The 13663-nt window shown below is 42.6% G+C and carries 11 protein-coding genes; 6 read left to right on the top strand and 5 right to left on the bottom strand.

Features of this window, described 5'->3' with window-relative positions:
• Window positions 1–66: 66 nt before the first annotated feature.
• Together Q7J63_RS18025 and Q7J63_RS18030 are read left to right on the top strand one after the other, a co-directional pair.
• A complete protein-coding gene (locus Q7J63_RS18025; protein WP_019596530.1) occupies window positions 67–1500 on the top strand; it encodes an aldehyde dehydrogenase family protein in 1434 nt (477 codons plus the stop codon).
• Window positions 1491–2648 (top strand): P1 family peptidase, encoded by a 1158-nt coding sequence (locus Q7J63_RS18030; RefSeq protein ID WP_304888171.1) that lies wholly within the window; start codon window positions 1491–1493, stop codon window positions 2646–2648. The genes Q7J63_RS18025 and Q7J63_RS18030 overlap by 10 nt, the downstream gene beginning before the upstream one ends.
• A 48-nt stretch (window positions 2649–2696) precedes the next feature.
• Here Q7J63_RS18030 and Q7J63_RS18035 read toward each other — a convergent pair whose 3' ends face one another.
• From Q7J63_RS18035 to lysA, 3 genes are all read right to left on the bottom strand, one after another.
• Window positions 2697–4226: a cryptochrome/photolyase family protein gene (locus Q7J63_RS18035; protein WP_304888173.1), complete on the bottom strand. Its 1530-nt coding sequence runs from the start codon at window positions 4224–4226 to the stop codon at window positions 2697–2699.
• Between the two features lie 228 nt (window positions 4227–4454).
• Window positions 4455–5501 (bottom strand): type IX secretion system membrane protein PorP/SprF, encoded by a 1047-nt coding sequence (locus tag Q7J63_RS18040; RefSeq protein WP_304888175.1) that lies wholly within the window; start codon window positions 5499–5501, stop codon window positions 4455–4457.
• Window positions 5502–5914: 413 nt separating this feature from the next.
• Window positions 5915–7138, bottom strand: coding sequence for a diaminopimelate decarboxylase (gene lysA, locus Q7J63_RS18045; protein ID WP_304888177.1), 1224 nt, complete (start codon window positions 7136–7138; stop codon window positions 5915–5917).
• Window positions 7139–7383: 245 nt separating this feature from the next.
• Here lysA and Q7J63_RS18050 point away from each other — a divergent pair, with 245 nt between their 5' ends.
• The 3 genes from Q7J63_RS18050 to Q7J63_RS18060 are packed head-to-tail and all read left to right on the top strand — an operon-like array spanning window position 7384 to window position 11008.
• Window positions 7384–9078, top strand: a complete 1695-nt coding sequence (locus Q7J63_RS18050; RefSeq protein WP_304888179.1) for a sensor histidine kinase KdpD — start codon at window positions 7384–7386, stop codon at window positions 9076–9078.
• Complete coding sequence (locus tag Q7J63_RS18055; protein ID WP_304888181.1) at window positions 9075–9767, top strand: response regulator transcription factor; 693 nt, start codon at window positions 9075–9077, stop codon at window positions 9765–9767. Before Q7J63_RS18050 ends, Q7J63_RS18055 begins: the two co-directional genes overlap by 4 nt.
• Before the next feature lie 5 nt (window positions 9768–9772).
• The gene (locus tag Q7J63_RS18060; RefSeq protein ID WP_304888183.1) at window positions 9773–11008 is read left to right on the top strand and encodes an exo-alpha-sialidase; all 1236 of its coding nucleotides are present in this window, start codon (window positions 9773–9775) and stop codon (window positions 11006–11008) included.
• Here the strand turns inward: Q7J63_RS18060 and Q7J63_RS18065 are convergent.
• On the bottom strand, window positions 10998–11846 hold the full coding sequence (locus tag Q7J63_RS18065) for a hypothetical protein (protein WP_304888184.1): 849 nt from the start codon (window positions 11844–11846) through the stop codon (window positions 10998–11000). The two genes, Q7J63_RS18060 and Q7J63_RS18065, sit on opposite strands and share 11 nt — an antisense overlap.
• A gap of 289 nt (window positions 11847–12135) precedes the next feature.
• A complete protein-coding gene (gene rlmH, locus Q7J63_RS18070) occupies window positions 12136–12609 on the bottom strand; it encodes a 23S rRNA (pseudouridine(1915)-N(3))-methyltransferase RlmH (protein WP_304888186.1) in 474 nt (157 codons plus the stop codon).
• 454 nt (window positions 12610–13063) lie between these two features.
• Between rlmH and Q7J63_RS18075 the strand changes: the two genes are divergently transcribed.
• Window positions 13064–13564 (top strand): fasciclin domain-containing protein, encoded by a 501-nt coding sequence (locus tag Q7J63_RS18075; RefSeq protein ID WP_019596518.1) that lies wholly within the window; start codon window positions 13064–13066, stop codon window positions 13562–13564.
• Window positions 13565–13663: the final 99 nt, after the last annotated feature.

A 13663-nucleotide genomic window follows, 5' to 3' on the forward strand; every position in this document is an offset into this window, starting at 1 on the left:
AATAAGGATGGAATTAGATTCCTTATTAGGGATTTTTCTCAATGAATCATTATTAAAACTTTACCTATGGAAATCTTGGAAGATGAAATTGTCAAGCGTCAAATTGAAGATGTTTTCTCCAAACAGCGCGTTCAGGCCTTGAAAATGAGGTCGAGCAAACCTTCCCAAAGAATCGAAATGCTCAAGAAGATGTTGGATTGGATCCAAATCCATCAAGAGGATATCAGAAAGGCGGTTCATGCAGATTTTAAGAAACCCTATCCTGAAATCGACATCAGCGAAATATTTGTGGTCACCGCGGAAATCAACCATGCAATCAAAAATCTTGAGGCTTGGATGAAACCCAAAAAAGTATCCACGCCAAAGACCTTGCTGGGGACCAAATCCCATATCCAGTACGAACCCAAGGGCACTTGTCTGATCATCGCACCTTGGAATTACCCCTTCAATTTGGCCATTGCCCCTTTGGTTTCCGCATTGGCCGCAGGCTGTACCGCCATCATTAAACCTTCCGAAATGACACCCCACACCTCCGCCCTGATCAGAAGATTGGTGGAAGAGGTTTTCGACCAACACAACGTTGCTGTTTTTGAAGGAGAGATTCCCGTTTCCCAAATGCTGTTGGCCAAACCTTTTGACCATATATTCTTTACCGGAAGTCCTGCAGTGGGGAAAATGATCATGAAAGCTGCAGCGGAACATCTCACTTCGCTGACTTTGGAGTTGGGAGGAAAATCTCCCGCCATCATCGACCGACAGGCAGATTTGCAAGATGCGGCGGCGAAAATCATCTGGGGAAAATTCGTGAATTGTGGACAAACCTGCATCGCCCCTGATTACATATTGGTCGATGAACTGGTAAAAGAAGATTTCCTTACTGAACTGAAAATCCAGCTTCTGAAAATGTACGATGCGGATGCAAAAGGAATTGACAAATCGAAGGATTATGCCCGTATTGTCAGCCAAAAGCATCTGCAAAGACTCAAGCGAATGCTCTCCGATGCCAACCTGAAAGGCGCCAAAACCATTTTTGGTGGTGGTATCTCCGAAACTGATAATTATTTCGAACCCACATTGTTGACAGAAGTCACGGACGAGATGGACGTGATGCAAGAAGAGATTTTTGGCCCGATTCTTCCGGTTCTTTCCTATACCGATCTTACCGTAGCCATCGATTACATCAACAAAAGACCGAAACCTTTGGCCCTGTATGCCTTTTCCAAGGACAAATTCACGACGGACCAAATCCTGCAACAAACCTCATCGGGCGGAGCTGTCATAAATGATTGTGTCCTTCATTTTCTGCAAAATGAACTTCCATTTGGAGGGGTTAACAACAGTGGGATGGGAAAAGCACATGGGCATCATGGATTTTTGGCCTTCACCAATGAAAAGGCAGTACTCAACCAACGCATTGGATTGACGACATCAAAACCTCTTTATCCCCCTTATGGCATCACAGGCAAAAAGATCATCCAAGCATTGATCAAATGGTTTTAACAAAGGAAATGGTAGACAAATATTGGATATCCCTGGTTATCCTCAGCTGTTTTGCAATGGGAAACGAATTGAAAGCACAGACAAGGGCCCGGGATTTGGGCATTGAAATTGGTATTTTACCCACGGGAAAACTCAATTCGATTACCGACGTGGAAGGGGTTTTGGTGGGCCATCTTACCAAAATTCAGGGGAAAGACATCAGGACGGGGGTCACGGCCATCCTGCCCCACCGCGGAAATCTCTTTCAAGAAAAAACACCTGCAGCTGTTTTTGTTGGAAATGGCTTTGGGAAATTGGCGGGAAGCACCCAGATCGAGGAACTGGGCAATCTGGAAAGTCCCATCGTGCTGACCAATACGCTGGGAATTGCCGCAGGGATGGAAGGCATCATTGAATACACCCTCGAATTGCCAGGAAATGAAGCTGTCCAATCCGTGAATGCAGTGGTGGGCGAAACCAATGATGGCTACCTCAACGATATCCGCGGCCAACATGTCCGAAAGGAAGATGTTTTGTCAGCCATACGCTCGGCAAAAGAGGGGCGGGTGGAAGAAGGAAATGTCGGTGCAGGAACTGGAACAGTTTGCTTTGGATTCAAGGGAGGCATCGGTACTTCTTCCCGAAAATTACCGGAAAGCCTTGGTGGCTATACCGTTGGGGTTTTGGTCCAAACCAATTTTGGCGGAGTATTGCAGATCAACGGCGTGCCTGTTGGGGAGGAATTGGGGCAATACAGTTTTAAAAACCACTTGGAATCTGCTGACGGTTCTTGCATGATCATCGTGGCCACTGATGCTCCGGTCAATGAAAGAAACCTGAAAAGGATCGCTCAGAGAGCCATGATGGGGCTGGCGAGGACTGGAGGAATTGCCTCAAATGGATCGGGGGATTATGTCATTGCCTTCTCCAACCATTCCCAAAACCGCATCGCACACCAAGCCACTACACTGGATTTGCTACAAAACGAGATGTTGAGAAACGACGACATGAGTCCTCTTTTCTTGGCGACCATAGAAGCAACGGAAGAAGCCATCATCAATTCCCTTTTTGCAGCAAATGATATGGAAGGGAAAGAGGGAAGGATCGTGAAATCCCTGCCTTTACCAAGGGTGATGGAAATCATCAAAAGCTTTGGCAATAAGGATTGAACTATAAATTGGAAATGGCCCGTTCCTTACGGGAATGGGCCATTTGGCTTAAAGATTTTCGATGTTTTTAAGGTAATAATCAGCTTGGGCGAGAATCTCGTCCTTCTCCTTCATTTTGCCCAGCGTGGGATAAACCATCCCAATGCGGGGGTTTTTGGAAAGCTTTTCTCTGTTTCTTTCGTAAAAATGCCAATAAAGGCTATTGAAAGGGCAGGCTTTTTCACCATGTTTCACGCTCTTTTTGTAGAAACATGACCCGCAGTAGTCGCTCATCTTGTCGATATAATTCGCAGAAGAAACATAGGGTTTGGTACCCACGATTCCGCCATCGGCAAATTGGCTCATTCCCCTTGTGTTGGTAATCTCCACCCACTCAATCGCGTCTATATAAATACCCAAATACCATTGGTCCACTTCATCCGGATCAATCCCCGCCAGGAGTGCAAAATTGCCCGTCACCATCAGGCGTTGGATATGGTGGGCATAGGCATGATCCAACGATTGCGTGATGGCTTGCCGCATACAGTTCATCTTGGTTTTTCCTGTCCAGAAATAATCAGGGAGTTTCCTATCCTGTCCCAAGAAATTCAGCTGCGCAAACTCCGGCATCTTCGCCCAATAGACTCCTCGCATGTATTCCCGCCAACCGATGATTTGCCTGATAAAACCTTCGGTTTGGGCAATGGAGATTGAATCCTGATGACCCAACCAATATTTTTCCACTTTTTCCACGACTTCGAGTGGGGAAATCATTTTGGTATTCATCGAAAAACTGATCCTGCTATGGAACAGGAATACATCACCCGAATACATTGCGTCTTGGTATTCCCCGAATCGGGGCAGTAGGTTTTCACAGAAGTAATCCAAAACTTCCAGACTTTCTTGCCTAGACGTTGGCCAATTGAAATTCTCGGAGTCTACATTCCCGATGGTTTTCACCTCCATTTTCTCCAAGAGCTCAGTGAATTCGCTAACGTTTTTTGGATTGACTTTTGCCTTTTTCAACAAAAGCGGATCCTTGAGCTTGTTTCTGTTGTCATGGTCGTAATTCCATTTGCCGGTCATGGGTTCATTTCCATCCATCAGGATGTTGTATTTTTTCCTCATTTCCCTGTAAAAAGACTCCATGAGATAGGTTTTCTTTCCTTTGAAAAAGTCTGCCAAAAAGCCCCGTTCCGTCAAAAAATGTTCGCTTTCGACCGCTTGACTTGGGATGTCCAATTTGTCAGAAATCTCCCTTAATTGGACATCCAAGCGATATTCATCCGGCAGTTGGTACTCAAAAGAAGAAGCGCTGATCGAGACGATGACTTGATCAATATTGGCACCGAGCTTTTGGGTATTTTGGCGATCATCAAGTTTGAAATAGATTACTTGATGGCCTTTGCTTTCCAAAAGGCCTGCAAAATTCCGCATGGACATAAAAAACCCGATGACTTTCTGGACATGATGCCGGACATAATCGGTTTCCTGTCTCATTTCCATCATGAGATAGACTACCTCTGGATCGATATTCTTATACCAAGAATGATTGCTGTTCAATTGATCTCCTAAAACGAGCCGCAGTGTTTTTGCCATTTTTATTGATTGTCAAACTTCAAAAGCAATGAACTTGTGACTTTGTTTTAAAAACCAGATAGCAATGTCATGATTTGGAGCGTTTCTTTAATCCTTGAAATCAATTTGTGGCCGCTAAGCCAATACGAATGAATCCATTGCATTTGTGGAAATACTTGAATTGCCTCAAAATTTTAGACAATCACCGGGGGAAATTTGAAGACCAAAAACCAAATGAAAAATTGAATGCTAATAAAAGAAGCAAGGGTTGACTCTTGATCTTTGGTTTCGGCTGCGCTCGTCTCCCCAAAGAAAGGTATACCGGATGGAAATCTCATGTGCACCACCGCTGTTTCTAAGCCCCAACTTGGAAGTCGTGAAATCAAAGCTGTACCCGATATCCATCCCAGACTCCAAGGCTACGCCAAGAAGCGCGATTAACGATTCGTTGTTTGGCATATTGTATTTGGAGGGCAATCCCCTGTACCATATTCCCAATACCAATGGTTCCAGATAAAGCTGGGTACCGATGTCCAACTGGTTGAAGGGCGCTTGTTGTTTGTAATTAAAAGCGAAGGAAATGGATCTTTCCTGATACACATTGGTGAAGGTATTGTTGATGCCGCCATACCCCAAATCGAAGCGAATACCTCCCTGTGCAGAAAATTTCAAGGGAAGCCTACTGGTGGCATCTTCAACAAAGGAAACATTGGGTTCGGTCACGTGATGGGCTGAAGCACCCAGCCAAATTTTATTGGTGGTGAAAAGTGTCCCAAAACTATAATCCAAGAATCTATGACGGGAATCTATGGGGACATTTTGGAGTTCATCCGTCAAAGAATTTGTTCCCCCGGTGGAAATGTCAATCATGGAACCAAAAACAAGATTTCCAAAATAAGCGTCTCTGGCAATATAACTCACTTGTCCCCCCACCCTCAAAAATTTATCCGTCCCCACCCTCAGCCTGTAGCTGTAAAGCAAGCCGACTTCATTGGTACTGAGTTGGGCCAAACTTTCTTTGTTTCCATTGAAAATCAGACCGATGCCACTGTTATAATCATAAACATAGTGGTCGATGTAAGCAGAATAAGAATTAAAGGAATGGTCTAAACCTGGCCATTGGTTACGGTAATTCACCCCAACCCTGGTCAGCTCAGAAGCCCCTGTCATCGCTGGATTCAGGTACAAAGGGGCTGCATAAAATTGAGAAAATTGAACGTCTTGGGCAACTGAGACCAAGGCACAAAAAAACCCAATTGTAAACAATAAAAATTTTTGAAGGTAACTTTTAGCCATAACAGCCTTTGCCAAATTCCAGTAATTAAAGTTAATCAATTAAAGCCATACATGGGTTAACTGACTGATGTTTGAATGATTGAAAATTACTAGGGCAAGGTGGGGCTTAAACATGGGCAATCTCTCTTCACGGTCTATTCTCTCAACACAACAATTGCGAAGATAAACTGTTTTTATAAATTGACCGTCATTTAAGTTTAATTTTATTGATAAAAACTTGCCTTTTCCCAAACCGGTATTTGGCAATTTTTATTCCAAAAAAAATATTTAATGATTTAAACAGTCATTAATCCCATTTAATTTTCTTTTCGCAAATAATGAACACTTCACTTTGCGGAATTTTTCTTTTCGGGAGAAACAAAAACCCATAACAAGACAGGCTTATCTATGCTGTTATGGGTTTTTAGGAGGACTTAAAGCCCGATATCCACTTGATGTTTAAGGATATCCTCAAATGTTTCGCGTTCCCTGATCAAATGGGCTTTTCCGTCCAAAATCAAAACTTCCGGTGGTCTCAATCTTGAATTATAATTGGAGGACATGCTGTATCCGTATGCTCCCGCATTTTTGATCACCAAAAGATCTCCTTCTCTAACCTCTTTCAACTTCCGGTCGGAGGCGATGGTGTCTGACTCACAAATATAACCCACAACAGTATAAACATGATCTGGACCTTCGTGTTGGGATACATTTTCCACTGCATGATAAGCATCGTACATCATTGGCCTGATCAGGTGATTGAGGCCTGAATCGACCCCGACAAAAGTACAGGCTGGTGTACACTTGATGACATTGGCACTGACCAATAGAAAACCGGATTCACTGACGAGGAATTTTCCAGGTTCAAACCACAATTCCAATTCCCGACCATATTCTGCACAAAATTCCTGAAAGGCTTTGGAAACCTTTTCGCCTACATCAGCAATATCCGTAGCAATGTCACCGGGTTTGTAGGCAACTTTAAATCCTCCCCCAAAATCCAAAAACTTCAGGTCGGGGAATTGTCGTGCCGCATCGAAAAGGATTTCTGCCCCTTTTAAAAATACGTCGGCATCCAAAATATCCGATCCTGTATGGATATGGAGTCCTATCACGTCAAGATGATGGGTTTCCACCACCTTGAGAATGTTTTTGATCTGAAGGATGGAAATACCAAATTTACTATCGATGTGACCGACAGAAATCTTTGCATTTCCTCCTGCTAGGATGTGGGGGTTGAGTCTGATGCAGATGGGAACATTCTTCCCATAATGGTTCCCAAAATGTTCCAGCATGGGTATATTGTCAATATTGATCATGACGCCCAAAGCGACTGCTTCTTGGATTTCCGCGAAGGAAACACAATTGGGCGTGTACATGATTTCACTCGGCAAAAAACCTGCATGCAGGCAGAGCTGAACCTCTTCGATGGAAACAGCATCCGCTCCTGTCCCTGCATTTTTCAACAGTTTCAGGACATTGAGGTTAGAAAGGGCTTTTGTTGCATATTTTATCTTCAAATTCACTGAAGAGAAGGCATTTTTTAGCGTCTTTACTTGCTCCACGATCTTCTGACCATCATAAATATAGGCGGGTGTACCGTAGGTTTCAGCGAGTGTGGTGAAGGATATTCCTTGGATTTGATTCGTGCTTTCCATCTGAATAATTGTGAAGCGCAAAGATAGGGATAGAAACACAAAAAAAAAGGAAGGCCTAAACCTTCCTTTTTTGGTATATTGATTGCATTATCTATTGAATTAAGAAACTACTAACCTAACGCCGAAGAGCAGAGAAAGGTTTTTTGTTTTTTCTGTTTATGGGAATTTCTCCCCCGTTAAATATTGTTAAGCAAATAACCCGTCCTGATTTTATCCCTTAAATTTGTAAAGTGTCGAAAACCAAAATGAAAATGATCATCCTGTTGATGTCCCTGGCGAGCTTAGGGCTGATAGGATTTCAATATTATTGGGTAAGCAATGCCTTGAGGATCAATGAGGAGCGTTTTGAACAAAACATTTATCAGTCCCTGGCCACCACCATTTCCCAGCTGGAAACAGGGGAGACCAGCGATATTTTTCTTAGCTATCTGGCGGAGGACACCTTGTTGCAGCGGTCACTCTTTCAGAAAATAGAACCCATAGTGGTCCAAGTACGACAGCGGCCCATCCTTAGAAGAAGGCGATCTGTGATCGATTCCATGATGCAGCAACCGCTTCCCCAAATGAGCCAAAGGTTCAAGAGGATCATAGAATCCCGTGGGGTCGACTTGTCCCTCTTTCTCGATTTGGACAATTTCTTTACCTACCTCACCCCTGAAATTGCCTCGTCCTTGTTTACCCCGGATGAAATGGAAATCCTCCTTCAGGAAAGAGAGAAGCAATTTCAATACCTCAACCAAGCCGAAGCTTCTTTTCGGAGCAAATTTGGTGTCCAAATGGAGCCCGAATTTGTGGAAGAATTCAATATCCCCAGGGATGCTTTGGATAAAATAAGGAATACCAATCTTAAAATCGAAGCCATGAATAGGGCTTGGGACGAACTTTTGGGAAGCCAAAAGGAGGTTTTGAACCGAATAGATACTGCCCAGGCCAAAAGACTTTTAATTGCCAATCTCAAAGAAAGAGGGATTGATCAACCCTTTGACTTGGCGATCTTGGACAATAAAGGTAGCCTTATCCCGATCACAAAAACCAATACAATCGTCTTGGTAAACCAGGGGATTCAGGCAAAATTGTTTCCCAGTGACATCATCGGGAATGAAAATTACCTTTTGATCAATTTTCCCAACAAAGGAAAATACATCTTACAGCAGATCTGGCTTCCTGTTTTAAGTTCACTGCTCTTTATTGGGGTCATTATTTTCTGCTTCTTCTATGCCATTCAGGTCATTATCCGACAGAAAAAACTTTCGGAAATCAAAAATGATTTCATCAACAACATGACCCATGAATTCAAGACCCCAATCGCAACGGTCAGTTTGGCGGTAGAAGCATTGCAAGACCCTGATTTATTGAGTCAGGAGAATTTCAGAAACCGGTACCTGAGCATTATCAAAGAAGAAAACAAAAGACTGGGAGCCCAAGTGGAAAAAGTCCTTCAGGCAGCCACCTTGGACAAAAAGGATTTCAAGTTGAAAGTCGAAACGATCAATGTGTGTGATGTCCTGGAAAATGCCAAACACAACTTCGAGCTCCAAGTTCAAAAGAAGGAGGGAAAAATCATCTTGGAATTAGACCTAAAAGACCCCTACCTTGAGGCGGATCCTTTTCACCTTTCGCATATCATCAACAACCTTTTGGACAATGCGGTCAAGTACTCCAAAGAATCCCTCCAGATCAGCATCAAAGCTTGGGATCAAGCCGATAAGACCATGATCTCCGTAAAAGACAACGGAATAGGGATGAGCAAAGAGTCTGTCAAGAAAATATTCGATAAATTTTATAGAGTTCCTACCGGAAATATCCACGATGTGAAAGGCTTCGGGCTGGGCTTGGCCTACGTCAGTACCATGGTCGAGGCGCACCATGGTGAAATCTCTGTCCAAAGCGAACCCGGAAAAGGAAGTACATTTACCCTTAAACTCCCCAAAAAACAATGAGCAAAGCAAAATTATTGGTAGTCGAAGATGACCCGAATTTGGGGGATATATTACAGGAATATTTGACAATGAAAGGGTATGACTGCACGCTTTGCAGAGATGGTGAGGAAGGTTGGTCCAAATTCAAGAAGGACAAATACAATCTGTGCATCCTCGATATCATGATGCCAAAAAAGGATGGTTTTACCTTGGGCAAGGAAATCAAAAAAGTCCAGGAGGATCTCCCCATCATTTATCTTACGGCAAAAAACCTGAAAGAAGACATCATCGAAGGCCTCAAGATCGGCGCAGATGATTACATCACCAAACCATTTAGTATGGAAGAATTGCTCCTGAGGATTGGTGCCATTTTGCGAAGAACCCAAAAATCAGATGCCGTAAATGCCTTGAAAGTGTACAGTTTTGGGGATTTTGTCCTTCACTATGATGAACAAATGTTGGAAGGACCCCAGGGAAAACAGAAATTGACATCCAAAGAAAACGAGTTGATTCGAATTCTGGCCTCCGAAATCAATAAATTGGTGAACCGAAGCCATGCACTCAAGCAAATTTGGGGCGATGACAGTTATTTCAACGCCAGAAGCATGGATGTTTACCTCAGCAAAATTCGAAAACTCCTCAAAGATGATCCAAAAGTACAGATTATTACAATTCATGGGGAAGGGTTCAAAATGGTCGTAACCGAATAAAAAAAATGAATCAGCAATCCCAAGGCCTGAGCATTGCATTTCTTTTTATCTGGCTCTTCATTTCTTGTTCCGAGAAGATTCATGAAGCCAAGGACCAGTCTCCGGAAACTTCCGTGACGATGGGTTCCCCTGAGTCCAATTTTGGGGAACCCTATTTGTTTACCTCGACAAAAGGGTTGACTTATTTGTCATGGATCGAAAAGACAGGGGGGAAAAGTGAATTGAAATATGCCACTTGGGTAGACGATTCTTGGTCAGACCCCATAACAATTGCCACCGGCGAAAACTGGTTTGTCAACTGGGCAGATTACCCCCAAATCAGCACCTTTGAAAATGGCAATCTGATCGCCTTTTTCTTGGAGAAAAGCGGAGAAGGGCCTTTTGCCTATGACATCAAAGTCACTCTTTCAGAAAACGGAACAGACTGGAGCGATCCTTTCACCCTCCACGATGACGGCACCGAAACGGAGCATGGATTTGTATCCTTCGCAGCATGGGGCGACCAGATGTTCGTGGCATGGTTGGATGGAAGAGGTACGGGAGGTGGATCCCATGAAAACACCCACCATGACCATCATGGACACCAAGGCGCAATGACTTTGCGTGGAGCGCTCATTTCGGAGAAAGGAATCAAAACTGAAGAATGGGAATTGGACAATAGGGTTTGTGATTGCTGCCAAACCACTGCTGTGGTCACAGAAAATGGTCCTGTAGTAGTTTACCGTGACAGAAGCGAAGCCGAAATCCGAGACATGGGCATCGTCCGGTTTGAAAATGGAAATTGGACAACTCCATTGCCCCTTTATTCCGATTTTTGGAAGGTGGCAGGTTGCCCGGTGAATGGACCAAGGGCCGCCTCCTTGGGCAATTCCATGGCCGTAACATGGTATTCGGCCGCAAATGAAAAGCCTGAGGTGAAGGTTGTTTTTTCAAATGATGGTGGCAAATCCTTTGGAAAACCCATTAAAATTGATCTTGGGAAAACCATCGGACGGCTGGATTTAGAAATGCTGGATGACAATACAGCCCTGATCACTTGGATGGAAGAGGAAGAGATTTTAGCAAGAAAGGTCCATGCTTCGGGAAAAACAGAAGCAGTGATCTCCATTGCAAAATCTTCTTCAAAAAGAGCCAGCGGTTTTCCACAAATGACTAAAAATGGAAACGCCATCCTATTTGCCTGGACGGATGCCCAAGGGGATCAGTCGGTGATCAAAACAAAAAAATTGATTATGGATTGATCAAAAAAGACAATTCATTTGAATCTGCCCTTACCCCAATCAATTCAGCCATCATTTTGGTCAACTTTGAAATTCTTTCAGAAGGATATAAAAAGGAAGCTTTGATGAGCTGTGCATAAGCTGCTCCATAATTTTTTTGATTGAATCTCAGAATGGCATCGTTGTAATATTGCAATCCGGCAAGTTCCTTTAAGCCGATGGATTCGTAGGTTTGATTTTCTGCAGAAAGGGACTCATTGTTTCCTAGGCCAATATTGAAATCATACTTTCTTTCCCCTCCTTTCGTCTTGAATTTTTTTTCAAATTCCAGAACCAAATCTTTCCCCACAATCAATCCATGTTCGGAAAAGGTACTTTCCATTATAAAGTCTTGCCCGGCAAATTCCCCTTTCAAGAAAACATGGTAATCCGTCTCAATCACCTCGTAAGCAATCCCATATCGATCAAGAAGAAGTCCAAGCGTAGCGGAGCCCGTCACACAATCGTAGGTGCCTGATGAAAGCAAGTTGGAAAAAGAGGCATGCTGCTCATACCTTTTCAAAAGGTGTTGATGGGTTTTGAAAAAAATATCCGAAAGGAGTTGAGTGTTATTTCTGCTCCTCCCCTCTTTTTTATCCAAAACTTTCAGAAGTTTATCCCAACGGGACAAATCTAAGCCTGGATTTGAATGCAGTGTTTGCAACAAATAAAATGGTTCGTGTAAATGCTGGGTAAAAAATTGTTTTTCCAAAGGACTCTCAAAAACAGGGATCTTTTGAATCTCCCCGCTATTCTCCTGCGACTTTCCAGGAAAGCCAATCAGGAGCAAAAAAAAGAGAAGTGTCAATTGCTTTTTCATAAAAAATCTTTCGCATAGGTTGATTTCTGTCTTTTCTAAAGTTAACCAAAAATTAACATTTAACAAATAAAGCGCATATCTGTTAACATTCCCTTAACATTGGACTGAAAGTCTAAAGACAAATCATTCAAAAAAATTTCACTCAAAAAAATAATCGGGGTTTATTCCCTGAAAACCAATTCATTGGCTCTTGACCTCATTGGCTCTTGACCTCATTGGTCGGAATCAAATTTGACCCGTGGCTTATTTTTTAGGGTGTTGTAAACATCCGGGGACAATGGGATTTCATTTATTGATGGTGATAGGGTTCATTCTTTAAAATCGTGAAGCTCCTGTAGAGCTGTTCAATAAAAAAGACGCGCACCATCTGATGCGAAAAAGTCATTTTGGAAAGGGATATTTTGCCGTTGGCCCTTTGGTAAACAGCATTGGAAAAACCATAGGGCCCTCCAATCACAAATGTCAATTGCTTCAATCCAGAGTTCATCTTTTTCTGGATGAATTCTGAAAACTCCACAGATGCATATTGTTTCCCCAGCTCATCCAATAGAATCAAATCATCTGAAGCTTGAGTCTTTTTGAGAATCAACTCCCCTTCCTTTTCTTTTTGGATTTCTTCAGAAAGACTCTTTGTGTTTTTTAGATCCGGAATGATCTCCAATTCAAACCGAATATAAAAGCCCAATCTTTTCCCGTACTCTTCCACTAGACTTAGAATGGCTTGATGGTCGGTTTTCCCTACTGCCAGAAGTTTGATTTGCATGTTCAAATTTAAGGATCTCTAAGGAGAAAAACAGTATCTGTTCATTTTTGACTTTCCCCTTTTCACCTTAAACCCGAAATATCCTTTGGGTTTCCCAATGGGTTTTGAAACTTCCAGAAAATAGGGCTATTGGGAGAATGAGGCGTAGTATCTATGTGGTGAAATCAAAAGGAGGAAATAGCTGAAGATTATTGAGCAATACCAGCCTGGAATGGAATTGGCAGTGCGTAAAACGGGTAAAAAAGGTAGAAACAATCAGAAACCTCTGGTATTAAAGGACAGATGATCCTGCCAAAATGGACAGAGAATCGGTTCAGAATTTGAAGATGGAATTTTTGGAAATCAAAAACGCTTATCCGCAAACAAAAAGAATTTTTAGAATTTTTTAAATTTTTTTTTGAACAATGGGGTACGATTTTGGCTTAACTACTTATAAACCATAACTATTTTAATTATGAAAAAATTAATGACTTTTGCGATAATGGTTACTTTCTTGGCAACCTCCGCATTTACGCTCAACAAAAATACGACTGTAGCTGTTGACGCCGACATCGTAGATTTGGCTGTACAAACTGAATTCCTTTCCACCTTGGTGGCGGCAGTGAAAGCCGGAGATTTGGTGGACGTATTGAAAGGTGATGGTCCTTTCACTGTTTTCGCTCCAACAAATGCAGCTTTCGCAAAATTGCCTGCTGGAACTGTTGAGAACTTATTGAAGCCAGAAAACAAAGCGCAATTGGTAGCAGTATTGACTTACCATGTTGTCCCTGGAAAAGTGTATTCAAAAGATTTGAAAAACGGAATGAAAGCAAAAACTGCGCAAGGTTCTGAGGTTACGATTACTTTGAAAGATGGAAAAGCAATGGTAAACAATGCCACTGTCACTACCGCTGACATCGAAGCTTCCAACGGTGTGGTTCATGTTATCGATACGGTGATATTGCCATCTATGTAATCCTAGAATTCAAAATTTTAAAACTAGAAAAGCCTCCTGAAATCAGGAGGCTTTTCTAGTTTTAATTCTGTTTCGACAGCTTGTACAAGGCTAAATTCA

This window comes from Rhodonellum sp. (assembly GCF_030656585.1).
In the GTDB taxonomy this organism is placed as follows: domain Bacteria; phylum Bacteroidota; class Bacteroidia; order Cytophagales; family Cyclobacteriaceae; genus Rhodonellum; species Rhodonellum psychrophilum.

Bases quoted from the DNA above. Each gene is read 5' to 3' on its own strand.
- Q7J63_RS18040 (WP_304888175.1), bottom strand. From the start codon at position 5,501: ATGGCTAAAAGTTACCTTCAAAAATTTTTATTGTTTACAATTGGGTTT.
- Q7J63_RS18055 (WP_304888181.1), top strand. From the start codon at position 9,075: ATGAGCAAAGCAAAATTATTGGTAGTCGAAGATGACCCGAATTTGGGG.
- Q7J63_RS18075 (WP_019596518.1), top strand. From the start codon at position 13,064: ATGAAAAAATTAATGACTTTTGCGATAATGGTTACTTTCTTGGCAACC.
- Q7J63_RS18030 (WP_304888171.1), top strand. From the start codon at position 1,491: ATGGTTTTAACAAAGGAAATGGTAGACAAATATTGGATATCCCTGGTT.
- Q7J63_RS18035 (WP_304888173.1), bottom strand. From the start codon at position 4,226: ATGGCAAAAACACTGCGGCTCGTTTTAGGAGATCAATTGAACAGCAAT.
- lysA (WP_304888177.1), bottom strand. From the start codon at position 7,138: ATGGAAAGCACGAATCAAATCCAAGGAATATCCTTCACCACACTCGCT.
- Q7J63_RS18060 (WP_304888183.1), top strand. From the start codon at position 9,773: ATGAATCAGCAATCCCAAGGCCTGAGCATTGCATTTCTTTTTATCTGG.
- Q7J63_RS18050 (WP_304888179.1), top strand. From the start codon at position 7,384: ATGAAAATGATCATCCTGTTGATGTCCCTGGCGAGCTTAGGGCTGATA.
- rlmH (WP_304888186.1), bottom strand. From the start codon at position 12,609: ATGCAAATCAAACTTCTGGCAGTAGGGAAAACCGACCATCAAGCCATT.
- Q7J63_RS18025 (WP_019596530.1), top strand. From the start codon at position 67: ATGGAAATCTTGGAAGATGAAATTGTCAAGCGTCAAATTGAAGATGTT.
- Q7J63_RS18065 (WP_304888184.1), bottom strand. From the start codon at position 11,846: ATGAAAAAGCAATTGACACTTCTCTTTTTTTTGCTCCTGATTGGCTTT.